At 54.1% G+C, this 25,535-nt stretch carries 22 protein-coding genes and 1 tRNA gene; 7 read left to right on the forward strand and 16 right to left on the reverse strand.

What is annotated here, in order from left to right:
- Positions 1–29 precede the first annotated feature (29 nt).
- Positions 30–1,091 (forward strand): hypothetical protein, encoded by a 1,062-nt coding sequence (locus SH528x_RS23855; protein WP_442505953.1) that lies wholly within the window; start codon positions 30–32, stop codon positions 1,089–1,091.
- 53 nt (positions 1,092–1,144) lie between these two features.
- On the opposite strand, the gene lnt is transcribed toward SH528x_RS23855, so the two are convergent.
- From lnt to SH528x_RS23880, 5 genes are all read right to left on the reverse strand, one after another.
- A complete protein-coding gene (gene lnt, locus SH528x_RS23860; RefSeq protein ID WP_442505954.1) occupies positions 1,145–2,776 on the reverse strand; it encodes an apolipoprotein N-acyltransferase in 1,632 nt (543 codons plus the stop codon).
- 92 nt (positions 2,777–2,868) lie between these two features.
- Positions 2,869–3,414, reverse strand: a complete 546-nt coding sequence (locus SH528x_RS23865; RefSeq protein WP_442505955.1) for a hypothetical protein — start codon at positions 3,412–3,414, stop codon at positions 2,869–2,871.
- A 251-nt stretch (positions 3,415–3,665) separates the two neighbouring features.
- Positions 3,666–5,285 carry a chaperonin GroEL gene (groL, locus tag SH528x_RS23870; RefSeq protein ID WP_442505956.1) on the reverse strand — a complete coding sequence of 540 codons (1,620 nt, stop codon included), beginning with the start codon at positions 5,283–5,285 and terminating at the stop codon, positions 3,666–3,668.
- 65 nt (positions 5,286–5,350) lie between these two features.
- Positions 5,351–5,668 (reverse strand): co-chaperone GroES, encoded by a 318-nt coding sequence (locus SH528x_RS23875; protein ID WP_442505957.1) that lies wholly within the window; start codon positions 5,666–5,668, stop codon positions 5,351–5,353.
- A 68-nt stretch (positions 5,669–5,736) separates the two neighbouring features.
- A complete protein-coding gene (locus tag SH528x_RS23880) occupies positions 5,737–5,901 on the reverse strand; it encodes a hypothetical protein (RefSeq protein ID WP_442505958.1) in 165 nt (54 codons plus the stop codon).
- A gap of 376 nt (positions 5,902–6,277) precedes the next feature.
- On the opposite strand from SH528x_RS23880, the gene SH528x_RS23885 reads away from it, so the two are divergent.
- Positions 6,278–6,351 (forward strand) — tRNA-His (locus tag SH528x_RS23885).
- Positions 6,352–6,747: 396 nt separating this feature from the next.
- Here the strand turns inward: SH528x_RS23885 and SH528x_RS23890 are convergent.
- From SH528x_RS23890 to xseB, 8 genes are all read right to left on the reverse strand, one after another.
- Positions 6,748–6,963: a hypothetical protein gene (locus SH528x_RS23890; protein WP_442505959.1), complete on the reverse strand. Its 216-nt coding sequence runs from the start codon at positions 6,961–6,963 to the stop codon at positions 6,748–6,750.
- 93 nt (positions 6,964–7,056) lie between these two features.
- The gene (locus SH528x_RS23895) at positions 7,057–7,410 is read right to left on the reverse strand and encodes a hypothetical protein (protein WP_442505960.1); all 354 of its coding nucleotides are present in this window, start codon (positions 7,408–7,410) and stop codon (positions 7,057–7,059) included.
- 497 nt (positions 7,411–7,907) lie between these two features.
- A complete protein-coding gene (locus SH528x_RS23900; RefSeq protein ID WP_442505961.1) occupies positions 7,908–11,585 on the reverse strand; it encodes a DUF1553 domain-containing protein in 3,678 nt (1,225 codons plus the stop codon).
- 91 nt (positions 11,586–11,676) lie between these two features.
- Entirely contained in the window at positions 11,677–13,125 is a 1,449-nt protein-coding gene (locus SH528x_RS23905; protein WP_442505962.1) for a DUF1501 domain-containing protein, read from the reverse strand.
- Between the two features lie 201 nt (positions 13,126–13,326).
- Positions 13,327–14,217 carry an NAD(+)/NADH kinase gene (locus SH528x_RS23910; RefSeq protein ID WP_442505963.1) on the reverse strand — a complete coding sequence of 297 codons (891 nt, stop codon included), beginning with the start codon at positions 14,215–14,217 and terminating at the stop codon, positions 13,327–13,329.
- A 233-nt stretch (positions 14,218–14,450) separates the two neighbouring features.
- Entirely contained in the window at positions 14,451–16,379 is a 1,929-nt protein-coding gene (dxs, locus tag SH528x_RS23915; RefSeq protein ID WP_442505964.1) for a 1-deoxy-D-xylulose-5-phosphate synthase, read from the reverse strand.
- A 173-nt stretch (positions 16,380–16,552) separates the two neighbouring features.
- On the reverse strand, positions 16,553–17,476 hold the full coding sequence (locus SH528x_RS23920) for a polyprenyl synthetase family protein (protein ID WP_442505965.1): 924 nt from the start codon (positions 17,474–17,476) through the stop codon (positions 16,553–16,555).
- 233 nt (positions 17,477–17,709) lie between these two features.
- On the reverse strand, positions 17,710–18,087 hold the full coding sequence (xseB, locus tag SH528x_RS23925; protein WP_442505966.1) for an exodeoxyribonuclease VII small subunit: 378 nt from the start codon (positions 18,085–18,087) through the stop codon (positions 17,710–17,712).
- 170 nt (positions 18,088–18,257) lie between these two features.
- Between xseB and SH528x_RS23930 the strand changes: the two genes are divergently transcribed.
- The 3 genes from SH528x_RS23930 to SH528x_RS23940 all read left to right on the forward strand — a co-directional run bounded on the left by SH528x_RS23930 (position 18,258) and on the right by SH528x_RS23940 (position 21,296).
- Positions 18,258–19,508: a hypothetical protein gene (locus tag SH528x_RS23930; RefSeq protein ID WP_442505967.1), complete on the forward strand. Its 1,251-nt coding sequence runs from the start codon at positions 18,258–18,260 to the stop codon at positions 19,506–19,508.
- 358 nt (positions 19,509–19,866) lie between these two features.
- On the forward strand, positions 19,867–20,460 hold the full coding sequence (locus SH528x_RS23935; protein WP_442505968.1) for a peroxiredoxin: 594 nt from the start codon (positions 19,867–19,869) through the stop codon (positions 20,458–20,460).
- 179 nt (positions 20,461–20,639) lie between these two features.
- Positions 20,640–21,296, forward strand: coding sequence for a hypothetical protein (locus tag SH528x_RS23940; RefSeq protein ID WP_442505969.1), 657 nt, complete (start codon positions 20,640–20,642; stop codon positions 21,294–21,296).
- A 102-nt stretch (positions 21,297–21,398) separates the two neighbouring features.
- Here SH528x_RS23940 and SH528x_RS23945 read toward each other — a convergent pair whose 3' ends face one another.
- Positions 21,399–22,091: a DUF2306 domain-containing protein gene (locus SH528x_RS23945; RefSeq protein WP_442505970.1), complete on the reverse strand. Its 693-nt coding sequence runs from the start codon at positions 22,089–22,091 to the stop codon at positions 21,399–21,401.
- Between the two features lie 260 nt (positions 22,092–22,351).
- Between SH528x_RS23945 and SH528x_RS23950 the strand changes: the two genes are divergently transcribed.
- On the forward strand, positions 22,352–22,711 hold the full coding sequence (locus SH528x_RS23950; RefSeq protein ID WP_442505971.1) for a hypothetical protein: 360 nt from the start codon (positions 22,352–22,354) through the stop codon (positions 22,709–22,711).
- Positions 22,712–23,003: 292 nt separating this feature from the next.
- Here the strand turns inward: SH528x_RS23950 and SH528x_RS23955 are convergent, their stop codons facing one another.
- On the reverse strand, positions 23,004–23,444 hold the full coding sequence (locus SH528x_RS23955; protein ID WP_442505972.1) for a hypothetical protein: 441 nt from the start codon (positions 23,442–23,444) through the stop codon (positions 23,004–23,006).
- 324 nt (positions 23,445–23,768) lie between these two features.
- On the opposite strand from SH528x_RS23955, the gene SH528x_RS23960 reads away from it, so the two are divergent.
- Positions 23,769–24,671: a deoxyribonuclease IV gene (locus SH528x_RS23960; protein WP_442505973.1), complete on the forward strand. Its 903-nt coding sequence runs from the start codon at positions 23,769–23,771 to the stop codon at positions 24,669–24,671.
- Between the two features lie 161 nt (positions 24,672–24,832).
- On the opposite strand, the gene SH528x_RS23965 is transcribed toward SH528x_RS23960, so the two are convergent.
- On the reverse strand, positions 24,833–25,273 hold the full coding sequence (locus SH528x_RS23965) for a type II secretion system protein (RefSeq protein WP_442505974.1): 441 nt from the start codon (positions 25,271–25,273) through the stop codon (positions 24,833–24,835).
- Between the last annotated feature and the right edge of the window lie 262 nt (positions 25,274–25,535).

Raw genomic sequence — 25,535 nt, forward strand, 5'->3', positions numbered from 1 at the left:
CCAATCTCTCTGAAACTTGCGTCAATCCGATGAAACAACTCAATCACGACAATCGACCAATGGCCTCCGCAGACTCCGTTGCGAGAAAAAGTCGATGGAGCAAACGAAGCTCGATTTTTGCCGCGATCTCGGTTTCCGTCATGCTGCTTGGCGGTGGCTATGCCGCTGCAGAGACCCCCAGCAAGTTGCAGCAACTTGGTCGTTTGGTCGGCGCTGGTTGGGGCGATGGCTATCACGCTTGCAAGTGCTCGGGAAACCGCCCGTTTGCCGATCTGCCGCCTCGCCCCTACTGCTACGGAAACTGCGATGGGCAGTGCGGCCAAACCCAATGTGATGACTGTGGTGGCTCTAACTCTGGGTTCCTCGGCAATGTCAATGAAACCGGATTAGTGCTGAAAGCTGGGGCCCATGCGGCTTGCAATAATACTCAATGCCAAACGCCTCATTGCAACCTCGACATTCGCGGCCAAGTCAACGAGACAGGACTCGCACTGAAAGTTCCTGGTAGGCCGCAATACGGAACTGCTCCCTGCACGCTGCCGCCTTGCCGGCCTCGACTTCGTATTCCGTCAGTACGACAACCCGAATGCGACGCGCCGTGTGATGTCGGTCCTAATGTCGAAAACTGGAGTGCCGCAGCAACCCCCGAGTCTTTAAATTTTGAGTCCTCGAATCTTGAGCCCTCGAATTCCGAGTCCACGTATCCGGCACAGCAAACGATGCCGGCTCGCGTTCTGGAATCCCCAGTTATCGAAGTCCCAGCAGACTCTGCGATGAACCAGACAAAACCGCATCTGGCACCAGCGACGCGGTTACCGAAAGTCACCGTGCCAGCGGCAGAGCCAGAAAAACGGATGGCAGTTTCCATTCTTGCACCCCCGGAACCGACCCCCGAACCGGCCAAACAAATTCGCCGTCCTGTTCGGATCGCACAAGGAAACGTCAAGCCAAAATCAACGGTACGGATTGCCATTTCCCAACCGCTGGCCAGCAACGTGAAAATCAATCATTTCGCGGAAGAAGCGGCGGATATTGCTCCCGAAGCAAAGCCAGCCCCTCGTTCACCCCAGCGTTTGCCCTTAATCCGCTAAGGATTGTCGCTGATCGCACGTCACGATCGCAAAACCATCAACGACCTATCGGATCATGCCTCTTTTATTGACCGGCGGTTGGCTGATTTCATTGCGATGATGCCGACAATCGAAACGGCAGTTGCGAGAAACGCAAACCAATCGCCATAGCGAGTGTAGATCGTTTGAGTCTGGATCAGTGGCACGGACGCGACAATCATCCCGCTCTGCTGTGCTGGCATACGTTCTGAAATTGCTCCATCGGGCTGCACCAGGCAAGAAATGCCGGTGGCGGCACATCGCACGAGCATTCTGCGGTTTTCGACAGCCCGGAGCTGTGCCAACCACAGATGTTGTTGCAGCGTATCGACGTCCTTGAATCGCGATCCGTTGATCAACGCAATCAAGCACTCGGCGCCTTCACGTGTCGTGGCTGCGGCATTCTCCGCAACCATGTCTTCATAACAGACGAGCACGCCCACCTTTTGTTTTCCAGCGAGTGTCAGCGGAGCGTCATCGGCCCCCCGCAACAAAGTCGTCTCGAGTGCGGCCCAGTCACGCAAAAAGGGAAGCCAGGTCTCGCCAGGCACATATTCGCCAATGGGCAACAGGCTGCGTTTAACGTATCGCGATCGAATGGATTTCGTTGAATCGATCAAGAACGCCGTGTTTTTGTATGGCCCTTGGTCGCGTCCTCCGTCTTCGTACGTTTTACCGCCAGCCAACAATTCGCTCGGCACGTCGGGATAAGGATCAATCGCCGGATTCGGAGCCTCGGAATTCATGACGGTTTGGACCTCGTCGCGAAAGTCATCTAGCGAGACGTGATAGTGCCCCAGCGATGATTCGGGCCAGATGTACAAATCGATTGGCGTTTCGGCAGACCGGGAAAGTTGTTGCATCTCGCGAACACTGCCGACGATGCTAGGGTCGACCTGCACCGCTGCGATACGAATCGAATCTGCCTGAGCGGATCGATGACGCCATTGCGACACACGCCATTGTCCCAAGATGCAAACGGCAGCAATCAGTGTGGCGACACCAACGAACTCGATCCAGTCACGGCGTGTTTTGTGGTGCAGCCCGATGCGTGCGAGTGAAACGATCGCAAGCATCACGAAAAATGCCACGCCGAATGTTCCCGCAAATTCGGCAACTTGGATGATGGGCAGAAATGCGAGTGCGGTGTGGGCCAGTGACCAACCGAAAATCTGAGGATGGAAATACTCGATCACGACCCATATCGGCGCTAACAACAGCAGCCAAATCCCGCGATTGGGACGCTCACTACTTGTTGAGACACTTTGTCGTGACAAAACGCTCGCGGAAAATCCCAACATCGCAAATGCTAACGATTCCCAAGCAACCAAACAGAGGAAAACGACATGCGACATCGCTTCCGAAAGATTGGTCGTGCTGAAAATGGACTCGGGTGCCCAGTGGAATGCAATCCCAAGCGACAGCATGCCCACGTAAAGAGATCCGAGCGTCGCAGGCAATCGCCGCTGACGCGAAGCGAGCATGACCAGTGCTACCCAGCCAAAGGCGCCTGCGAGAAACCACTCTGGATACAACCAGGGCAATCCAATCACCACGGCAATGACGGTACTCTTGAGCAGAGTCAACAAGGCCAACTTTGCTGGCGAGTTATTTTCCGCGGACGTCGCATCTTGCTGCGGTCGCGTTGTCGGGTTGTCGTCTAACACGTTGTCAATTCAATAGAGGAACGATCGCTCCCAATTGTAGACAATCTGCGTGCCGCGTGGGGGACTCCGGGGCCCCTGGTGAAATGCGACCTTTACGTGATCAACAATTGCCCGCCCTGATCTCCTTCTTCGATTTCACGGCGAACCTCGCGAAGCCCATAAGCGCACAATTCGAACTGCTCGCTCAATCGATATAACAAATCACTGGACGGACGGTCTTCGCCGCCTTCGATTTCCGCGGCGATTGCATAGGCCCGTTTGCCTTGACGGCAGTAGTCGACAAAGCCATCGGGAGAGGTTTCAGGTTGAATTTTCCGTAGACTTTCGGGGTACATGCCCGACCAAAACAGAGTGAAGTCACCAATGTGCCGATGCACTTCGCGGCGAGCAACCCCAACGCGACGATCCGCTTCGACGACCATCTGAAAAACCTCGGTTGCCGGTTTCCCATTGGGGCGTCGCACACGGTGCAACGATTCGACACGGACGAATCGCAACAGCAACTCGCTGAGATAGTCGACTAGTTGGACGTCTGCGACGCCTAACTTCGACAAAAAGATGCACTCATTTAGCCCCGCAAAGAAACGCTCGATGGTCGAGTGTTCCGGGGACGGATTCTCGTTAGGACCTGGCTTCATCTTAGCCTCCGCGATATTTAGAGCATCGGAAGGGTACGCGAGGGTTTCGCGGCCTGTTTCAACATCTAGTATAGTTAGCCGGCCAGAGCAAGAGAAATTTATTTGCAGTTGGGATACGGGCCGCGAATCTGCAACCGCTGGCACCGCAATGGCGCCCCCCCCCTCTTTTAGATCGGGCATAAAAAAACGGCCAGCGGATTTCTCCGACGGCCGTCTCTATGATTAAGCGTTGATCTTTCGATCGGGTGACATTAGTACATGTCGTGATCGCCGCCGTGACCGCCTGACTTTTTGCCAGTCGGCTTTTCGGCTACCAACGCGTCGCTTGTCAAAAGCAACGTTGCAACACTGGCGGCATTGCCAAGTGCAGTTCGCGTTACCTTAGTTGGGTCGATGACGCCCGATTTCACGAGATCTTCGTAGGTATCGGTGAGGGCGTTGTAGCCTTCGTTGTTCTTCATGCCGATAACCTTTTCGCAAACGATCCCGCCGTCTTGGCCAGCGTTTTCAGCGATCATGGTGATCGGAGCACGACAAGCACGAAGGACGATGTTGTAGCCAACGACCTGATCTTCGCTCAAATCGTCGCCAGCCTTGACCTTGCTCGCAGCGCGAAGCAGAGCCACGCCACCACCTGGAAGGATACCTTCTTCAACCGCAGCGCGAGTCGCGTGAAGGGCGTCTTCGACGCGAGCCTTCTTCTCTTTCATTTCGCTTTCGGTTGCGGCACCGACGTTGACCTTTGCAACACCGCCAGCCAACTTCGCCAAACGCTCTTCGAGCTTTTCTTTGTCGTAGTCGCTGGTGCTCAGTTCGATCTCGCGGCGGATCTGGTCGATACGAGCCTTGATGTCCGAGCTCTTACCAGCACCTTCGATGATCGTGGTGTTGTCTTTGTCGATGATGACCTTTTTGGCACGGCCAAGTTGCGGCAGGTCAACGCTTTCGAGCTTAACACCCAACGCTTCGAAGATCGCTTGACCACCGGTCAGAATCGCGATGTCTTCCATCATCGCTTTGCGACGATCGCCGTAGCCAGGAGCCTTCACAGCAGCAACTGCGAAGGTGCCACGCAGACGGTTGATGACCAAGGTGGCCAATGCTTCGCCGTCGACGTCTTCGGCGATGATCAACAAAGGCTTGCCCTGTTGAACGACCTTTTCCAACATCGGAACCATGTCCTTGATGTTGCTGATTTTCTTTTCGAAAACCAAGATGTAAGCGTCTTCGAGAACGGCTTCCATCGTTGCCGAGTCGGTGACGAAGTAAGGCGACAAGTAGCCGCGATCAAACTGCATCCCTTCGACCCACTCTTGCTCGGTGTGAAGGCTCTTGCCTTCGTCGACGGTGATTACGCCGTCTTTGCCCACCTTGCTCATCGCGTCGGCAAGCAAGTTTCCGATTTCTCGGTCATTGTTGCTGGCGATCGTGGCAACGTTTGCCATTGCTTCTTTGTCTTTGACCTTGGTCGCCATCGAGTGCAATTTTTCGGTCAAATCCGAAACGGCTCGCTCGATACCCGACTTCAGCTTCACAGGGTTAACGCCCGCAACAACGGCTTTCAGGCCTTCGTTGAAGATCGCTTCGGCCATCACGGTTGCCGTGGTGGTTCCGTCGCCGGCAACGTCGCTGGTGCGGCTTGCAACTTCGCGAACCATTTGGGCGCCCATGTTTTCATAGACGTCTTCGAGTTCGATTTCCTTAGCCACGGTGACACCGTCTTTGGTGACAGTCGGGCTACCGAAGCTCTTTTGCAAGATAACGTTACGGCCCTTAGGACCGAGAGTGACCTTCACGGTGCGAGCCAATTTGGAAACACCGCGGCGGATCGCTTCGCGAGCTTCCTGGTCGTAGGCAATAATCTTTGGCATGGGAGATGTTGTTCCAGTTTTTCGAGGGGTTGTTTTGTTTTGCCGGTTTGGTTTTGACCGGGGGATTACTCGATAACAGCCAAGACGTCGTCTTCACGCATCAGCAAGTATTCGACGCCGTCGACTTCGATGTTCTCGCCAGCGTAGCTGCTGAACAGAACATTTTCGTTAGGCTTCAGTTGGCAAGCGGCGCGGGTTCCATCGTCGAGCAATTTGCCGTTGCCGACAGCAACGACGGTGCCGCGAGCTGGTTTTTCTTGAGCGGAATCAGGCAGCACGATGCCGCCAGCGGTCATCTGCTCGCTCTCTTCGCGTTGGATCACGATACGTTCGCCGAGGGGTTGTAAGCGAATCTTCGAGTTCTTCTTGGTGGCAGTCGCCATCTCCGTGACACCTTTCGTCTATCAGGACAGAAATTTGAATTGTTGTTTAGGCAGACCCTTGCCATGCGTCAAAACGAATCGATGCACAAATGGCAGGGAGCCACGACTTGGATCGCTTTGAGAGCAACCCGCGTGCCGATCACTTCATTTTCATCGCAAGTCGTTTGCGTGTATTGACTTAACGGCAAACGGGCGGCATTGGGGTGGGGTGCCAAGTCCAGAATGGCAGCCACGAATGCCCCGCCATCTCGCTGCGTTTTGATAGTGATTCTGCTCGGAAAATCATCACACAACGCGTAAATTTTGAAGTTGCGAGTTTTTCATAACCCGACGCGTAAGCGAGGGAATCTCTGTCTTGACTCGGACCCTCGCTGACGCTTCGGGTTATGATTTGCTGGAAAAGACGATAATACCGCAACTTCAAAACTAGCGAGTTGGGTCGCGACGGCGTCAGCTTCGCAATGCCCCGGATGACTAAGTTGTCTAATCCGGATAAACGAAATTTATTGCCTTAGAAAAGCGAACCAATTTTAAGAAACGGCATTCACTTAATTAACAGCCGTTGACGATAAAGCGACGGGAAAGTAAATTCCCGTTCAACGACAGACGGTGGGTGTAGCTCAGTTGGTTAGAGCGTTGGATTGTGATTCCAAATGTCGGGGGTTCGAGTCCCCTCACTCACCCTGTTTTTCTTTCTCGGCGATCGCTTTTGCGACCCAAATCTCCGGCGATGCCACCCTCGGCATTCATTGAGTTCCCGCAGACCGAGCACAGGCAACGATTCACTCTCTGGATCGTTCCTTATTTCTAAGGCCGCTACTCGCCTTCAACCACAATCCGCCGCGTCGGCTACCAGCTTGCAGTGATATCGCTGGTGTACATGTCTCAACCATCTACCCTGCAAGCGACTCGCTTCGCTGACTTGGCCAGGAAAACAGTGGGCACGGACCACAGCTCGCCGACCGATCATCTTCGGCTACGGGTCACTGCTACTTAGGCGAGCTTCGTCCCCGTTCGCCTTCAAATCATGTTTTGTCCTATGTTTTGAAGGCGCATCTCTTCCAGCAAATTAGGCCGCTTTACTTTTGCGGTGCTAACACTTCCAGTGCTGCTTGAGCATCGCAACGCTTGACGTTCAACTTGATTCCTGATGGATTTGCCATGTGAGGAGTCATCATTACCGCGTATTCATTCTCAAGAAATGCCACGATATCGGCTTCCTCAAGTCGCGACTTTGCTAAATGTGCCGCACTGACGTTCCAAAATGTCTGTACCGTAACAAGTTCATCGACCATCACACTGCTCCTTTCTATTTCGAGACATCGTTCGACAAAGCGACAGAACGACCACCACGCTGGTGTGGCAATTCGTAGTTTGACGCCTCGGGGTCAGTTCGCAAAACGCCGGTAGTGCTTCCAACCGATGAATGTTTTGGACTCGTCGTTGCCGCGCGTAATGACGAGCGACGTTGACGTGTCGGAAGTGTTTACGAGTATCGTGTGCATCGCGAACGGCCGCCCATCCGAATCATCGCTAAATACGACGGAGCGACCGCCGCTTTTCGATTCACCCACACCATCATTGCCGCTGGTCTTTTTAGGGGTTAGCTTCGCCTTGTAGAATTGGAGAACTTTGTCGACCGACGCGTCCGTTGTCATGACGGTCTTGCAAACAATTGATAGTATCGTGCGTTCTCCATCTGGGCCAATCGTTGCACCGTCCGACATTTCAGCACCGTTCATCGTTGAATCCGGGAATTGCCATTCGCCGATCATTTGCATCAAGGACGGTTGGTCCGCGTGCGACGACGAGAGTGCGAATGAAGAGATGAGCGAGAAAGCTGCAAAAGTGACTATCCTGTTCATACCATGCTTCCGTTTGGGGCTAATGTGGGCGTATGTTGTTGTAGGCGTATAAGGAGAAGACGCGACAAGTGGCTTTATATTAGGCAAAACCCGCAGGATTTGGGGGGATATCGCTCGCGTTCAGCGGTTCGCTATTCCGATCTCTTGTTAATCTCAGCTTGCAACTCCGCAGCAAGGGCATTACAGCAACGCTGATCCGGGACGCCTGATCATCTGCCGCACCGCCGACTGCAGCCGCAACTGATATTGCTGGTAGGATGAAAACGGCAGTCGCAAAAAAAGTCTGAATCCACATTCGCAAGATCACGTAACGGTTAGTACTCCAGCAAGTGAGGCTCACTTGCGTCTAGACACACGAGCTTTTCACTTGCACACTAAAAACGGGTGATCGTTTCGTGCAAGTTTAAGATCACGCGACACACTTGGCCCAGCGCGGCGATCTGACTGACGTCCGCACTCGACTTCGGTGCGGTCTTGCGACCGACGGCGATGTACTTTTCCGCCTCTGCGGGATTTGTCTGGTAGTACGTCAATTGTCGATCGTACAAAGTCCGCAGTGCCATCCGTTCGCCATCACTTGGTTGGCGTGAAAGTGCGATCAAAAATGCTTCCTCTAACCAATTATTGAACGTCCCGTCTTCGTGATCCGCCAACAATCGATCCGCCATTGCATGTGACGCTTCGGCAAACGAAGGGTCGTTCAATAGCGTCAGGGCTTGTTGCGGACTATTGGAAAGCGGTCGATCGGCAGTGCATTCATCCCTCGAGGGTGCATCAAAATTGACGAGCATTGGATGCAAAAACGTTCGTTGCCAATGCATATAAACGCCACGACGATATTGGCGTGAATCACTGCTGGCGTGATACGTCCGGTTTGGAAATTGCAAATTTGAATAGTGCCCATCGGGTTGGTACGGATAAACACTCGAACCGCCAACGAAGTCCGTTACCAATAAACCCGCTATCGCCAAGGCATTGTCGCGAATCACTTCGGCTTCGAGTCGCCGCGGCGATTGGCTTGCAAGCAGTCGGTTGTATGGATCCGTGTCGGACAAGTCCTCACGCTGAGCCGCTGTTTGCTGGTAAGTGTGACTATTTACAATCAAGCGGACCATTTGCTTCACATCCCAGCCACTTTCGATGAACTCGGCAGCCATCCAATCCAGTAATAAGGGATGACTCGGCCACTCTCCCTGGCTTCCCAAGTCGTCAAGTTTCCCCGACAACCCAGTTCCAAAAAACTGTTTCCAAGTTCGATTGACAACGTGCCGAGACGTCAGCGGATTGCTCGGGGATGTCAACCAATTGGCCAGATCTAACCGCGTCAGCCGTCGCGCGCTGTCGATTTCCAGTTCAGGTAGGAAGTGAGGTGTGGCGGGCGGAGCCAGCTCGCCCGTTTTGTCTTGCCAGTTGCCACGCGGAAGGATGCGGCTTTCAGGGATCCGGTCTTCGGGAACCGATTGCACCACCAATGACATCGCCATCCCCGAATGCTGTTCAAGAATCCGATCGCGAAAGGAATGGCTCTCCGAAAGCTGTTGCGAATAAGGAACGATCGACCGATGGAATGTGCTGGCGAGCAGTGCATTTTGTTGCTGACTACGCTGATTGGCCTCAGTCTTGATCGCGTCATTCAATTCAGGCGTCGCCGCGTCCCATCCAGCCACCGCATGAGCAATTGGCGTCATCGAAATCCGAACACGTCCCACATCATTGCTATGAAGTGTGGTCCGCAAACGATCCTGTGGCGTCACCCACACCGGATGGTCGAAATGGTAAACCGCCGTGTGCGGGTATGACGTTTCATCGGACGGCAATTGCCACACCGCTGGACCACTTCGCCAAACGTCTTCCAATACCAGCGGCTCCGCACCGCTTGTATATCGTTTTGGATTTTTGCGATCCGCCTCACCCCAAGCAATTTTGATCGCTTCGGAAGTGTCCGTCACGACTTCACTTGGTACGTCGATTTCGACCGACGGCCCAGGAGTCGGCGGCGAGAACGCGAGTAACTCGCTTCGATTTTCGTCCAAAAGCTTGACGTGGTAGTGCGTCAATCGCTTGGCGTACTCCGCTGAATCGGTGCGATTCCAAATTGCAAATTTTTCGATCGTTTGCGCTGAGCCTAGATCAAGTTCCCACCATGGATCGTTACCTGGATTGGTGTGAGTTACGGATTCTGCGTTGTAATAGTGGCCATCGGTATTGCCATCGATCGCGAGCGACGCATCGCCCGACTTATAGTCAGCCGAGTGGCGTGCCTTTCCTTTGACGGCAATGTTTTGCAGCTTGCCGTCGGCATCTTTCGCAAACACCTGGACTTCGGCGAGCGACAGAATCTTATTTTTCCCTGGAAGTTCTATTCGGATGAACCGCGGTTTCACCGCAATTGTTTTTTGTGGTTCTGACGTGCCACGTTGCAGATCCACCGAAACGCCAACGGTAAATCGCCCCTCATCACTTCGCCCCACTCGGTTGCCGTGAGCCTCGTCTGGCAAGACTTCCAATCGAATCGAATTGACGAGCACGGCATCGTCAATCTTCGTGTCGATCTTGATCGTTTCGGCCTTTTTGACTTTCCCCGTCAACAAAATCGATCCATCATTTTTCAAAGTCGGCTTGGTATTTCCACTCGCGACCACATCAACGATGTCCGCAACGATCCAACCGCCAGGATTTTTTTGAAGCAAGTTTCCAGTCGATTTTACCCATTGGTCAAACTCAGGTTTCGACAACACCGAATCGCCCAACTTGGCGAACAGTTCTCGGTCACGCTCGGCTTGCAAAAATCTGATCTCGTTTCGAGCCGACTCGCTATCGATACGAATTTCCGGTGGAAACGGATAGTCGTTGTTAAAGCCGCGCAACTCGGGATTGGGGGTGTACCCATAATCGGCATACACGCCCCATTGGCGGATATCGTCAAAGAAGGCGCCGATGGAATAAAAATCGTGTGCCGAGAACGGATCGAATTTGTGATTGTGGCATTCGCAACACGCCAAGGTGCTGCCCAGAAACGCGGTTCCCATCATCCGGACGCGGTCCGCCTTGGATTTTGCCAAATACTCTTCCGGCTGGGCGCCGCCTTCGCGTGTGACCATGTTCAGTCGCAACAAACCGGTCGCCGCCAACTGTTCGGGCGTTGGATCGGGCAGCAAATCGCCAGCCAGCTGTTCTCGCGTGAACGCATCGTATGGCTTGTTTGTATTGAACGAGCGAATGACATAATCGCGATACGGTGCGATTCGTTGATTTTGGTCTCCGTGAAAACCGACCGTGTCCGCGAAATGAACCAGGTCTAACCAGAAGCTGGCCATTCGTTCGCCAAAATGCTCCGACGCCAATAATCTCTCGACTTGTCGCTCGTAGGCACCCTCGGAATTGTCATCTAAAAACGACTGCAATTCATCCGGGGTGGGTGGCAACCCGATCAGATCCAGGCTCAACCGACGAAGCAACGTACGTTTATCCGCGATCTCGCTCGGAGTAATGCCTTCGGTTTCGAGTCGCGCCAAAACAAAAGCGTCGATCGGATTGTGCACTCGGTTTGCGAATGCCTGGACCGCAGGAATGCTAGGGCGAGTGATCGGAGCGTACGACCAATGCTCTTCGTATTCAGCCCCTTGTTCGATCCACTTGCGAAACAGTGCTTTGTCGTATTCGGTCAATCGATGGCGGAATTCTTCGGGCGGCATTTGCTCGCCATCGCCTTCGTCAATGATCCGCAAATAAGCCTCGCTATGCATCGGATCGCCCGGTTTGATGCCGACCGCTTCATCGTCCGATGGCAACACCGCAGTGGCGGCGGCAAAGGAATCGATGCGATAGCCGCTAGGGTTTTCTTCCGCGTCCGGTCCATGACAGGCAAAACAGGTGTTGGACATGATCGGACGAATATGCGCGTTGAACCGCACCTGATCAGGCATGGCCGGCGTCTTGGACGTGCTAACTAATGTCGGTGATTCCGCTGCGTCAGCGAAACCGCTTGTGGAGAATCCGTACGTCAGAAAGGCCAGCAAGGCAGAGACAAGCAAGGGTGTTTTGAGATTCATCGTAAAAACTAATTCGATCGTAGGCTGCAACGGCTTGGAGTACGAAAATGACGCGAGTGGCATCGCGTTGAACGCAAGAATACGTTCGCAATCAAGCGATAATTTCTCTAACGACGCGACTGGGTTCTACCCCGGTCAATCGCAAATCGAGGCCTTGAAAACGTGCTGTTAAACGTTCGTGATCGACGCCAAACAGATGCAGCAACGTCGTGTGTAGATCATGAACCGTGACAACGTTATCGACCGAGTTGTAACCGAGTTCGTCGGTAGCACCGTATGCCATGCCCGGCTTCACTCCGCCTCCGGCCATCCAAACACTGAATGCATTGATATGGTGATCGCGTCCGCTGCCTTGTGCCATCGGCGTGCGACCAAACTCGCCGCCCCACAGAACCAATGTATCCTCGAGTAATCCACTGCGTTTTAGATCTGCCAACAACGCCGCCGTAGGACGATCGGTCGCCTTTGCAGAAATCGGAAAGTTGGTTTCCAAGTTGCTGTGGTGATCCCAGCCGCGATGATACAACTGCACAAACCGAACTCCTCGTTCGAGCAGACGTCGTGCCAGCAAACAGTTCGATGCATACGAACCATCACCAGGACGCTCGACGCCGTACGCATCGAGCGTGCGTTGCGATTCAGTCGACATGTCGGTCAACTCAGGCACGGCGGTTTGCATCTTGAAAGCCATCTCGTACTGAGCGATCCGCGTGTCGATTTCGGGATCGATATAACGCTCGGCTAACATCCCGTTCAAACGCTGAACCTCGTCAATCACTTGTCGCTGCGTCGATTGGCAAACGCCGTCGGGGTTGCCGATGTAGTGAACCGGCGATCCACTCGCTTGGAACGCAATCCCTTGATACCGACTCGGCAATATTCCCGCGCTCCATTGTCGAGCCGAAACCGGTTGGGCACCGGGACCGGAGGAAGTCATCACGACGTAGCCAGGCAAGTTTTCCGTCTCGGCGCCTAATCCGTAAAGCAACCACGACCCCATACACGGTCGACCTTTGATGATCGAACCGGTGTTCATAAAAGCGTGAGCGGTATCGTGATTGATTTGCTCGGTCGTCATACTACGGATCACACACAGTTCGTCCGCCATCGCGCCGGTGTGTGGAAACAATTCCGACATTTCCAAACCGGACTCGCCCCATTTCTTGAATTTGACAAACGACTTGCGAGCCTTCAGTTCTGATCCTTGCAATTGTGCAAGCTGTTGCCCTTGAGTGAACGAACTCGGAAATGGCTGGCCGTCGATGCGGTCCAATGCCGGTTTAGGATCCAGCGATTCAACGTGCGAAGGACCACCCGCCATGCAAAGATGAACGATTCGTTTGGCCTTGGGAGCAAAATGCGGCAGTCCTCGAAGCGGCGGCCATGGAACCGATTGATCGTTTTTTGAGTCCGCAGCAGATTCGGTCGCCCCCACCATTGACGCCAGGGCGAGCCCGCCGATCCCAGCAAACGATTTGGTTAAGAACGTGCGGCGAGCGACGTCGTTGGCGTATTGAGTCGAAGGATGCGGTGGTTTCATAGAAATCGCCTAAAAGGTAGGACGCAAACGGCCTGGACAATCAGAATCCAGATCAGCAGGTGGGAAAAAGCCTGAACGCAGAGCGACCTATTATCGCATAAAATCTCGATTTGTGAGCCAAATTTTTACTACGTCGACGTAGTCGCGTCGTTTTATCCAGCGCACTGGTCCAGTTGTCATCCCCGACTCGTCGCCAATCCCTTACTCGTCGCCAACCTTCGAATTGACGGATCCACCCCATCCCAATTTTTCCCGCAGCGTGCGGTAATCGTTTTGCCCGGGCACCTCCAGCATTTTGAAGGTTTGATCAGCACGCTCGACTCGCAGGCGATCACCTGCTTGTAGTGCACTTAAAATACGCCCGTCCACAACCACACTGGTCGAATCGTACGGCTCGGTAACGGTCAACTCGAGAACCGTTTCCGCAGAATCGACGACCGGACGATAAGTCAGCGTATGAGGGCTGATCGGCGAGATCACGATCGCTTGCAAATTCCGTCTCAGAATCGGTCCGCCAGCAGAAAGATTGTGTGCGGTCGATCCGACAGGAGTGGCGATGATCAAACCATCGCATCGGTAGCGAGTCGCCAGATGTCCGTCGGCATAAAGATCGATATCAAGTATTCGATAGGGAGCGCCACGTAAAATCGCGACTTCATTCAATGCCAGTTGCTCGGCGACCACTTCGCCACCGCGGATCACCGAAACCTTGATCATGATGTGATCAATCACCTCGGATCCACCACGCATCACTTCGGGCCAAACGTTCAGAAAGTCGTCCGGCGACAAGGCAGCAAGAAAACCAAGCCGGCCGCAATTGATGCCTAAAACCGGCGATTGCGACATCCCCATTTGCCGCGCGGCTTGCAGAATCGAACCATCGCCACCAAGCACGATCACCAAGTCGACTAACTGGTCATTGAATTCGTAAGTGAAATCCAGATCTTCGGCAATGATGTTCGACGATTCGGCGATCACCGGTCTCAACCGTTGCAGTTCCGTACGAACGCGATCGCGATTCGGAGCTCCTAAAATGACGATGTTGGGGCGACGTCCATCCTTGCCCCAATGAACGACTTGGCTCGCAGGCATCAGTTAATATTCCCGACGGTAAGGATGAGAGGAAAGTAGCGGCAGACCGAGGGACGTCGAGAAAGGCAAATTCATGGAGAGTAAAACGAGACGGACGGGCTCGCTAGACCCGCCCACGCACTTCCCTTCGCGCCGATGACGTTGATCCTATTGTACGAGCTTATTGTACCGAGCTTCTTGTACCGACGCTTACTGTACCGTGCTTATTGTGCTGGCCTTATTTGCGCTGACGCTTATTGTACAGCGATTGCCTGCAGACTAGCGGCTTCGCGACAAGTCTGGGCGATCGGTTCCGCAGCAAGACCATGCTCGGCCAACAGTTCCTCGCGATCACCGTGCTCGATGAATTCATCACGGAGAGCCAAAATATGGATTTTCCGGGTGTCCAGACGTTCTTCGGAAGCGGCCTCGAGAAATGCCGAACCAAATCCGCCCATTTTGGCATGTTCTTCGAGGGTAACCACGAATTTGTCGCCCGCCATCGTTTCGCGGATCATTTCGCGATCGATTGGTTTGACAAATCTCGCATTGATGACGCCGACATCAAGATCGTCGCCGAGCAAATCGGCTGCGGCGAGCGCTTGGTCCAGCATTGCACCGTAGGCCACAATCGTACCATCACGTCCTTCGCGAATCCGCTCGCTCTTTCCAATCACCACTTCATCCGGCGTGCGATCAAGTTCCAGCGCCGACGCTTTGGGATAGCGAATGGCACACGAGTGTTCGTGCTGGATCGCTTTGGCCAACATCAAGTCGACTTCGCCGGCATAACCGGGCGCCATCACGACCATGTTTGGGAAGACGCGTAGGTATCCGATGTCGAAAATGCCGTGATGCGTCGGACCATCAGGACCGGTCAATCCGGCTCGGTCCATCAGGAACACCACTGGCAAATCTTGCAGCGCGACCTCTTGGAAAATCTGGTCATAACTACGTTGCAAGAACGTGCTGTAGATATCGACAATCGGTCGCATCCCGTTTTTGCATTGTCCCGCAGCAAAAGCCACTGCGTGCGATTCACAGATGCCGACGTCAAAGAATCGATCGGGAAACTGTTCGCGAATTGGTTCCAACTTGTTGCCTTGGCACATCGCCGCAGTGATGATCGTGACGCGTTTATCCTCTGCCATTTGACGACGAATTGCATCGCGTGCGAGCAGCGTAAACGGAGGACAGCCCGAGCTTGCCGTAGAGACAGGCTTACCACGATCGTCCTTGAACGCCGGAGGTGTGTGGAAGAACACTGGATCTTCGGCCGCAGGCTTATAGCCATGTCCCTTTTCCGTGACCACGTGCAACAGCACAGGCCCCTTCATATCGCGAACCATCGCTAAATACTTGCGCATCATCGTAATGTCGTGTCCATCGATCGGACCGACGTAGCGGATGTTTAATTCCTCGAACAACATTCCGCCTAGCAATCCCGCTTTGACCCCTTCTTTCATTTGAGCAAGCAGGCGTTCGGTGGGATCACCAAACATTGGCACGTGGTCAAGCAACCGCGTGACCTCGTGTTTCAAACCGGTGTAATAGGGATTGGAACGGAGTCGATCCAAATACGTTGCTACCGAACCGACTCGAGGGCAGATCGACATTTTGTTGTCGTTCAAGATGATCGTCAGATCGTCTTCGAGCTCACCGGCGTTGTTCATTGCTTCGAACACGATCCCGCTCGGGAAAGCGCCATCGCCAATCACGGCCACGGTGCGGCGGTCAGCGTTACCTGAAAGCACATCGCCGCTGCGAAGCCCCACCGCGGTGCTGACGCTACAACCAGCGTGACCGGTCATGAACAAGTCATATTCGCTTTCGACCGGGTTGGGGTAGCCCATCAATCCGCCGCGGGTACGGATCGAGGGGAAATCGTGATAACGGCCGGTCACCAATTTGTGAGGATAGATTTGATGGCCCGTATCCCAGATCAAACGGTCGTGGCGAAAATCAAATTCGCAGTGCAGTGCGATGCACAGTTCAACCACGCCAAGGTTCGATGCAAAATGTGCAGTTCGCGTCGCCAGCAGATTGCAAAGCACGTCACGAATCTCGCTCGCAACATCCTTCAATTGGTCTCGCGACATTGACTTCAGCGGACTCGCATCCGGCAAGCTTGACAACAAAGGATGGCTGCAAGGCTGGGAGGTTGTCAGTTCAGGTTCGCTCATTGGTTTATCCGCTCGGTTATCAATTCGCTCAATCGAGTCGTACCCTGTGGCGTGCGACTCGTCCGCTCTTGTTGAGCAATCCTATTTCTCAGTTTAAAATCAGTCTTGGTTTATCCATTGCCGTGGATTTATTGAAATCCCCCAACTGCTGGACCAACCACACACACTCTGCATCACAGCGTTCGTTCTAAAACGAAATCTGCCAAATTCGTTAACCGCCAACCCGCTGGACCGAAATATAACGCGTGGCTTCTTGCCGACTTCACCAACTGTTCCGCTTTTTCGCGGGCAGCTTCGATGCCTAATAACCCAGGGTAAGTCAGCTTTCCCCGGTCGACATCTTTTCCTGTACGTTTTCCTAGTTCTTTTTCGTCTGCGGTATAGTCCAACAGATCGTCCACCACCTGGAACGCTAGTCCTAGGTCATTAGCGTAATCAGACAGAGCTGCTCGTGATTTTTGGTCCGCGCCGGCCAAGATCGCCCCCATCGCCAATGATGCAGAGAATAATGCCCCGGTCTTCCGCCGATGAATCGACTCGAGATGCTCGACGGTTCGTAAGGATGAAATATCTGGAGTCGCCAAGTTGATCGAATCGCTATTCCGTTGCTTACTTTCAGTTTGATCTCGTTCGGCAGACAAGTCGTCCGACTGCCCCCCCACTAGATGGCTAGCACCGGCGGCAGAGGCCAGTACACGGATCGCCTCAATTGCACGCGAAGGGTCATCGATCCCCTCGCTGAGATGGCGAAACGCCTCGGCTTGTAGAGCGTCACCGACCAAAATCGCAGTTGCCTCGTCAAATTGAATGTGAACCGTCGGACGGCCGCGACGCAAATCATCGTCATCCATCGCTGGCAAATCATCGTGCACAAGCGAATAGGCATGAATCATTTCGACCGCGACCGCAGCAGGTAACGCGTCTTCGAGTTTTCCGCCACACGCTTCGCACGCCATCAATACCAATGCCGGACGCAGCCGTTTTCCGGGTGCCAACAATGCATATCGCATCGCATCGCCCAGTCGTTGGGGGCAACCATCGCCGAAATCACCCGCATTTTCAAGCGCTTGCTGAACCAGTGGACGAAGATCCTCCATTACAGAGGGATAATTAGCCATATGTTTGCCCAGACGATTTGCGACTCACAATTGAGTTCCTAGTGGGGGGAAGGAGGCAGGTGAATTTGAACGTTGGATTCAGCCTAGCCCAAGTTTATTACCGCAGCTCAGGGTCAAGAATCACCCTCGTGATGTGGTTTTGCTTGCAAGTTTCGTTCAGTTTAGTGCAGTTTGCACGGAAGGATCATCAAACTGCGGAAAACTCGAACGCTTTAGAATAGGCCGCCGATTTCGTCATCGCTGTTACTTGCAGTTTTACGACTGGCGGCCCCGCGACCACGGCGTCCTGCCTTCGCGGGCGTCGAATCCTTGTCCTCAGCCCCCTCGAACGGCTCGGTCACAGGATTGCCATCGGCGTCGAATCCCGACAGCAGCGTCACTTTCCGTTCGGCGGCTTCGAGCAACCCGTGGCACTGATTCAGCCGTTTGATCCCCCGTTCGTAATGCAGCAACGATTCGCTGAGTCCGAGTTCGCCGCTTTCCAGCTCGTTCACGATCAGCTGAACCTCTCCGACGGCTTGTTCAAAGTCGATCCCCAAAGAATCGTTTTCATTGGCAGGATCGGTTGCGGAGCTTTTCTTTTTGGCCATCAGTCTTTTTGACAAACGTTGGTTTCGACGTAGGAATCAGTACGGGAATTGATTCAGTGCGCTACGACCTGCCATCCTCATTGGATGAGCAGCCGCGTACGAACCGAAATTTTAGCCGCTTCGGCCCTCAAGCGAAACGCGGCTGGCTTGCTAAGAAATACATAACCACCATGGCCAGGAAGTCTCGAAAACGAAAAAGTCGTCCACATGCAACTACTGCCGCGCCTCGTCATGACGCGACAACAGCCGTACTTGAGGGTGCCGCATGCGCCCCGAACACTCCGTCGGAAACAGAACAATCCGACTTAGCCGAATTGTCGTTGGCACAAGAGGAATTGTCGCAACCGTTAGCAGTAGACCCCGAGGGCGATCCGTCTGAGCAGGAACCGTTGCCGGTTGTGAACCTGGATCCGTCGCCCGAACCCGAAACAGTTATTGACGAGACGGTCAATGACGATATTGTTAGCGACGATATTTTCAGCGACGACCCCGAGCCGCAGCCGATCGCTTTGGATGTCGAGGTATCGACGTCGCCTCAATCCGACGCAATTCTGCATGCGATCGACGACAATACGTCGCTCCTTCGTCAACTGCTTGCTGACTTTGCCGATTTACAAAACAACGTTGTCGAGGCAACATCCGCTTCGCCCCGGCATGGGGTGATGATCGTAGAAAATGATGGTGTGAGTCAATCGGAGCACGAAATCGCGATTGAATCGCTACGTGACGAGATTGCCAATCTCGAAGACGAACTTTGTGAATTGCGGCGTCAGAACAGCGACTTGGCTTCGAAGGTCGCCACTGCCAACGTTCGCAAATCGACAAGCGACACTCCCTCGGACTTCACCGAAGCTCTGTCCTGGGAGGAACGCAAGAAATTGATCCTCCGCCAGATGGAAGACGACTGCTTCGACGCCGAAACCTTCCTGACACAAACCGTTCAATCTCGACTAAACGAAGTGGATAGCGACGATGAGACAGCGTGCGAGGTTGACCCGGTCTCGTTTGTCGAGCAGCTGACTGCCGAGCTCACTCGTTTGCAGCAACAGAATGAACGCTTTGAAAACGAGATTGGCGAGCTGAATCACTTGCTCGAGAACCGACCTCAATCAGGCGCTGGAGGAATGGCAATCGGTGCCGCTGCGATCGCGGAAATGATCGATGCTGACGAGTTAATCCAAGAAGAGCGTCAGCGGCTGCAAACGCTGCAGACCCAATGGGAAGAAAAATTCCGCCAAGCCGAGATCGACGCATCCCTTGAGCGAGCAAAGCTTTCGCGAGAACGCCAAGAAGTGGCCAACAAAATGGCGGACCTCGAAGAAAAATTGGATCGAATCCGGCGTGACGCCGTACAGACCCAGTCGGGAGAAGGACATTCTCGCAAATGGCTCGCCAAACTCGGCCTCGCCGGCGACGACTGAGCCTCATCACCTTCGATTCGATTGCTTTACTTCACTGGCGAATCACGGTTGGACGCAATGGATCTTGTGAAAGATCGTCAAGAAAGACTCGCAACAAAAGTCGATGTCGCCTTCGCCAGCTCGCCAAAGCACCGTCGCTACGCTCGCCAGAGCGTGGCGGGTTTCAACGCATCTCCACCGTCTGGCGACGGTAGCTACAATTTTGCATCTCCTTTCGATGGGGCGGTGGAAAGCCTAAACTGTTCGGCCTGACGCAAGTCAGTACTTGGGAATTACCGCAGGCGGGCTCTCTGACCCCCGTCTTGCTCCTGTTTTATTTCTAAACCGCCGCAACCCACCAAAGAAAAGTAGCGAAACCATGAGTGTGTTGGTTCAGCAACAAGCCCCCGAATTCACAGCCAAAGCCGTCATGCCGAACGGCGAATTCAAAGAGATCTCGCTGTCGGATTACCGCGGCAAATACGTGATCCTGTTCTTCTGGCCCTTGGACTTTACATTCGTCTGCCCCACCGAAATCATCGCCTTCAGCGACCGTGCGGCTGAGTTCGCCAAGATTGGCGTCCAACTGCTAGGCGTTTCGGTCGATAGCGAGTTCTCCCACTTGGCGTGGACGAATACCAAACGCAGCGAAGGCGGAATCGGCAAGACCGACTACCCGTTGATCGCCGACTTGAACAAGCAGATCGCACGCGACTACGATGTGCTGATCGACGCTGGCATTGCCCTTCGCGGATTGTTCTTGATCGACAAAGACGGCGTCGTGCGTCACCAAGTCGTCAACGACTTGCCGCTCGGACGCAGTGTGGATGAAGCGATGCGAATCGCCCAGGCGTTGCAGTACTTCGAGAAAAATGGCGAAGTCTGCCCTGCCAACTGGCAAGAAGGCAGCCGCACGATCAAACCTGGCGTTGATTCGAGCAAAGAGTTTTTCAGCGCTGAATACTCTAGCTAACGCGACGGAGCGTTAGTCAGCAGTTCACTGACGCGACGGACCTGAGTGTCCGTCGCGGATTGCCCGAACACGTGGGATAGGCCTTGAGCCTGTCATCAATAGAAACAAACGCCCACGACGACAAGCTCGAAGCCTCTCCCACAATTCCCTAGCACCGCCCCCCGAAAGTACAAAACCTGATGTGGAAGACCGACGAACTCGGCTTGGCAACGTGGTCGGATGCCAACGCGACTTGGCAGCTCAATGCAATCGGCGGCACCCAGGGGATTCAACTTGGTTTAGCGGGAACGGAGCCCTCGCGAGTCCAATTCTGCTCGGTAGGCGAGGACCTGTTTCCAGGGGCGACCGAACAGTTTATCCGCGGTGACGAATTGCATGTCTTGCTTCCGCAGCAAGAGGGCTCGTATTCAATCGAAGCGGTTTTCAAACCGATTGCCTCGAGTGAGAAACGGTTGGTGATCGAAGTCATCTTGTCGCTAGAAACGCGGTTGTTGGACACCCATCCGACCGTCGATCTGGTGGCGAAAGGGAGCAGCGAAACGGCAGCGGCCTCGGATTCAGCGTCCTCGATTGGTTGCGATCCAATCTCGCAGGCGACATCCGACATGACGTCGGTCGCAGTCCTGCTGGGGCCACACGACGCACCGTTCACTGCAAAACATTCCTCGGGCGACGAACTTCGCCTTCGCTTGTTTGGTGAGTTCCTCGAGAAAGGCGTGATTCGCAAGGCGCGTCCTTGGATCGTCTTGTCGACTTCGGACTCGGCAATCACATCAGGCGAACTGCAGGATGCTTACGCAAAACTGTGCGCAAGCCCTCTGCCGTTGACTCCCTAAATCAAAGCCCTGCGGCTATCGCCGTCGGCTCACAAAAACAGACGGAAATTAGGTTTTAGCACTGGCGTCGGTTCTGTTTTTGGCACAGCAATCCAACGTGCCTTAACGATTCAAGCTGTCACGCTTTTTTCGCCCCTTCAGTCGCGTGATGGTTTCGAACACCACGAGCGATGGCAACCAGCTAGCCCAGGCAGCGATCGGGTAGGCGGTTGCGGCAGTGAGATGCAAGTCGGTGGCGGCCACCGACAAAATCCGCAACAGCACCGCCGAGCAGATCAATAAATAGCTTCGCCACATCCACCGCATGTGTGATTGCATCCGCCCGCCGACCGCTCGCTTCCAGCCCATCAGCGTGGCAATCCACGTCGCCACACTCAGCACGGCAAAACCGCTGATCGCCACGTAACCGTGCGGAGCACGCATCGCCATGACCAATCCACTTGGGGCGACGCAGGCGAGAACCAGCCCAACATAGACTTTGCCCATTTGCCGGTGTAGCGCCGGCCACCTCGTTCGCATCCGTCGGTTGAATTGAAACAACCCAAAAACAAGGCACAGTGGGGTGGTCACGATGTGCGAGTAAAAAGCGATTCCATAGATCCCGTGGAAATACAATTCGCGTCCGCGTAGGAATCCAAGATCAAAGTTCGGTGGGAAATAGAAGGGATAGGCTTTTAGAATCAGCAGCCCCGTCCATAGGATCGCGATCGCCGATAGCCATGCCAGTACAGCGGCAATGCGGATCTGATCAAAACAATCAACGCACCATCGAAATGTTTTTGTTGTGCGGCCCATCTCCACACGATATCCTCATTTGTAGAGAGCTGGCAATCAGCGTTCCGTTCAATCAACGCCGCAAATCAAGCGACAAAACGGAACCGACGGCGGACAAGGACAGACTGAGCTTGACGTTTTTCCAGCACGAGCGAGGGTCTACCGGCAACGTCATGCGATCAGCGTGAAATCCTCGCTTACGCGCCAGGTTATGCTTTTGCTAGGCCGGACGCTCTCTTATAAGATCACGGTCAACGTCTCAAGCAAGATTGGGCAAGCCAATGACGGATCACCAGCCACCCCCGGTTCAACCTTACCAAACGCCTCCTGAGGTCAAGGAAGCTCGACGGCCGATGCGATATCGCACCGCCAAACTCGTCGCGTTAATACTGATTTTGTTTGGAGGCGGACTGTTCGCGTATCGGGCGACCCGCGTGATGCGGAACGATTTCAACCTGAATCGAGCTCCCGTCGATCCGGATTGGATCAACACCCGCTACCCTCCTCCCCCCGAGCCGATGCCCGAGGAATTGGAATCCACAGGGATTCAAGGCCAAGCGATTGACGCGGCTGGACTGGAGTCGGCAAGTGACTTGCGCTCAACCGTTTTCGAATCGGCGTCCGGAGAACCTTCGCCCTAACGATACGTTTCTGCGCGACGTGACGAACACGTCGCAATCAGCTGTCTGGCCCGGTTGGCTCGGGCCAATAGAAAAGGGGCGATAGACATTCCGCCAATCAAGCGTGCGGCAACGGCGGATGCAGTTGCCGCATGCTTGTTTGGCGGTTTTAAGCAGTTAGTCAGAAGTCGTTCAGCATATTAGCCGTTTTGGCGCTTGCCACGGTTTCAACGTTCAACCGGGGCTAGCGTCCAAACGGCTAACGGGAATTCACCCAACGATTCCTGCCTACCGGCTTATGAGTGGCGACTGTTTAACGAGTCATCTTGGGTTGAGCCAAAAAGTCGCTGACCGTTGCGACTTTGTCTGTCTCGGTCTCGGCAGCAGACTTGGCCCCGAACATCGAGGCAAAGAAGCCTGGCGAGTCGTCTTTGGGGGTTGCCGATGGTGCTGGCAAAAGTCGACGAGGGTTAAGGACTTCTTTGGTTTTTTGCCAACTTCGCGAGGCCGTTTGGGTTACATCGCTGACCAAACCATCCTTTTTCTGTTTAATCCGGACGGTATCATCCTGTCCGGGCAACATGCTTTTGAAGTTTGGCATCTTCCAATTCATTGGATTTAAACCGCTCACGAATTCGCCCATCGTCGGCATGACCGAATCAGAAGCGGGCGATTGTGCCTTGGCGGTGCTGATGTTGAAAGCCAAAACAATCGCAATCATGCTAGCGGCGATTTTTGTCGTAGCCTGATTCATCCCTGAATCTCCTAGTGCTATCAGTTATCAAAGGGCCGTCCCCGGTCGGTGCTGCCCATTGGGCGGCATTGATCGGGTCGCCCAGAGGTGGACTTGTAACGGAAGTATCGACTTCGGCTATCCCATTTCGATAGTCTTCGTTGCAAGATCAATTCTTTTTTATGGAATTATTGAAGTGCTTCGGCCAGTCGATTGAGCCGTGATAGAGCGATCCGGATCGCAAATGCCGATCGGTTACCTGATTGAGTCAACAGGGTTCGCAATTCAGCGAATGCTTGCAATACTCTGGCCTCGTTCCCGCTTCGCCCATTGGAAATGTTTCGCATGGCCAAAAACGCCTCCGCAAAAAATGTTGCTCCCCATCTGTTTGGTTCTCACGTTTCGGTTGCGGGTGGGCTCGCCAAAGGGGTCGGCCGCGCCGTGGACGTCGGTTGTGACGTCATCCAAGTGTTTACGAAGAATAACAATCAATGGGCTGCTAAACCGCTGGTCGCCGCCGACGTCCAGGCCTGGAAAACCGCTTTGGCCGAGTCGGGGATCCGCCACCCGATCGCTCACGCCTCGTACTTGATCAATCTGGCAACGCCGAAGGCTGACCTGTTTCAAAAGTCAATCGATTCCTTGGTGATGGAACTCGAGCGGGGAAACGAGCTCGAACTTGAGGGACTGGTCGTGCATCCGGGCGCATTTACCACCAGCAACGAAGCGGATGGAATTAAGCGAATCATCGATGCCATCGTCGAAACACTCGGACGCGTCGAGCCTGGATCGTGCCGATTGCTGCTAGAGAACACAGCAGGCCAAGGATCTTGCCTAGGCCATCAAATTGACCAGCTTTCAGCGATGATCGATGGCGGGGACGATTCGGCACGCGTTGGTGTTTGCCTTGATACCTGTCACGCCTTCGCCGCAGGTTACGCGATCAACACAAAGGCGGGCTTTGCCGCGCTGCGGCAAGAGATTGACGATTTGTTGCCTGCGGGGTCGATCGCGGCGCTGCATCTCAATGACAGCAAGAAACCTTTGGGCAGTCGAGTCGATCGCCACGAACATATCGGACGTGGCGAAATTGGACTCGACGGATTCCGTAACGTGTTGATGGACGACACGCTGGGCGTGATTCCGGGTTACCTGGAAACCGAAAAAGGTAACGATGAAGAAACCGGCGAGGACTGGGACGTCATTAACCTGCGTGTGCTGCGAAACTTGATTTCCGAAATGGCATAAACCTACTTGTCGCTAGTTCGACTGTCCCACTTTTTAGTTTTCCCTGCATTTGTGAGCCGACCGCGCTAGCCTCGGGCCCTATTTTGCCAACGTATTACCGAGCCGCGGCCCGACGCTAGCGCGTTCGGCTCACAAAATGGGACTGTCGAACTAGGCTCGCGTTACCAGCTTGCGGATACATCATCTGAAGAAACGTTGAATTTGATCGTTCCGTTTGCCGGCTTGTAAGCCCAGCCCGCCGCAACGTTCGGTTCGGATTCCACTTCCTTTGCCACGTTTGTGTCGAGATCGTAGTGCACGACACTATTGCCACGCAGGGGGCCGTACACTGGTGACGCAAACGGTTCATGAATCAGCGTTTCTACGACCGCAGGCAACTTGTGTGCTGGCGGGTAATAGCCTGAGTGGGCACGGTACATCTCGATCGCGTTCCGCAATATCGCTAGTTGGCGATGACTGGTCACATCGTCCCTCAGCTCTCGAGTGGGGAACAAGCGTGGTGCCGCCAGGGTCGCAATCACGCCCACCAATAACGCAATGACCGTCATTTCCATCAGCGTGAATCCGCGGCGAAGTTTTGGGTCTCGGTCGGTTGATTGCATGTTGCCGTTCCTTTGTATTGGTGCGCCGTCAAACGCTCGAAGCATCGCTAGCATCGTTCGTCCGTCGCGATATTCACTCACGACGAGCGTGCAATCTCCAATTCCCTTCATCACGGAAAGGCCAAAAGCGTTCGCATCCACTGGGAACGTTCGCAACCACTGGAAAATTGCACGACTGTTCTAAACGTCGAGCAACCAAGCGTGGCGAGATCAACAAACCGTTCTCTTTCCTGATCCGAACGAATAGACCCGCAGTCACAAT

It is taken from the genome of Novipirellula methanifontis (assembly GCF_052161655.1).
Lineage (GTDB): Bacteria > Planctomycetota > Planctomycetia > Pirellulales > Pirellulaceae > Novipirellula.

Excerpts from the sequence above, each read along its gene's own strand:
- groL (WP_442505956.1), bottom strand. The coding sequence starts at position 5,285 with ATGCCAAAGATTATTGCCTACGACCAGGAAGCTCGCGAAGCGATCCGC.
- SH528x_RS23960 (WP_442505973.1), top strand. The coding sequence starts at position 23,769 with ATGGCCAAAAACGCCTCCGCAAAAAATGTTGCTCCCCATCTGTTTGGT.
- dxs (WP_442505964.1), bottom strand. The coding sequence starts at position 16,379 with ATGAGCGAACCTGAACTGACAACCTCCCAGCCTTGCAGCCATCCTTTG.
- SH528x_RS23895 (WP_442505960.1), bottom strand. The coding sequence starts at position 7,410 with ATGAACGGTGCTGAAATGTCGGACGGTGCAACGATTGGCCCAGATGGA.
- SH528x_RS23905 (WP_442505962.1), bottom strand. The coding sequence starts at position 13,125 with ATGAAACCACCGCATCCTTCGACTCAATACGCCAACGACGTCGCTCGC.
- SH528x_RS23910 (WP_442505963.1), bottom strand. The coding sequence starts at position 14,217 with ATGCCTGCGAGCCAAGTCGTTCATTGGGGCAAGGATGGACGTCGCCCC.
- SH528x_RS23935 (WP_442505968.1), top strand. The coding sequence starts at position 19,867 with ATGAGTGTGTTGGTTCAGCAACAAGCCCCCGAATTCACAGCCAAAGCC.
- xseB (WP_442505966.1), bottom strand. The coding sequence starts at position 18,087 with ATGGCCAAAAAGAAAAGCTCCGCAACCGATCCTGCCAATGAAAACGAT.
- SH528x_RS23890 (WP_442505959.1), bottom strand. The coding sequence starts at position 6,963 with ATGGTCGATGAACTTGTTACGGTACAGACATTTTGGAACGTCAGTGCG.
- SH528x_RS23940 (WP_442505969.1), top strand. The coding sequence starts at position 20,640 with ATGTGGAAGACCGACGAACTCGGCTTGGCAACGTGGTCGGATGCCAAC.
- SH528x_RS23950 (WP_442505971.1), top strand. The coding sequence starts at position 22,352 with ATGACGGATCACCAGCCACCCCCGGTTCAACCTTACCAAACGCCTCCT.
- SH528x_RS23920 (WP_442505965.1), bottom strand. The coding sequence starts at position 17,476 with ATGGAGGATCTTCGTCCACTGGTTCAGCAAGCGCTTGAAAATGCGGGT.
- SH528x_RS23965 (WP_442505974.1), bottom strand. The coding sequence starts at position 25,273 with ATGCAATCAACCGACCGAGACCCAAAACTTCGCCGCGGATTCACGCTG.
- SH528x_RS23875 (WP_442505957.1), bottom strand. The coding sequence starts at position 5,668 with ATGGCGACTGCCACCAAGAAGAACTCGAAGATTCGCTTACAACCCCTC.
- SH528x_RS23945 (WP_442505970.1), bottom strand. The coding sequence starts at position 22,091 with ATGGGCCGCACAACAAAAACATTTCGATGGTGCGTTGATTGTTTTGAT.
- SH528x_RS23930 (WP_442505967.1), top strand. The coding sequence starts at position 18,258 with ATGGCCAGGAAGTCTCGAAAACGAAAAAGTCGTCCACATGCAACTACT.
- SH528x_RS23955 (WP_442505972.1), bottom strand. The coding sequence starts at position 23,444 with ATGAATCAGGCTACGACAAAAATCGCCGCTAGCATGATTGCGATTGTT.
- SH528x_RS23855 (WP_442505953.1), top strand. The coding sequence starts at position 30 with ATGAAACAACTCAATCACGACAATCGACCAATGGCCTCCGCAGACTCC.
- SH528x_RS23865 (WP_442505955.1), bottom strand. The coding sequence starts at position 3,414 with ATGAAGCCAGGTCCTAACGAGAATCCGTCCCCGGAACACTCGACCATC.
- SH528x_RS23900 (WP_442505961.1), bottom strand. The coding sequence starts at position 11,585 with ATGAATCTCAAAACACCCTTGCTTGTCTCTGCCTTGCTGGCCTTTCTG.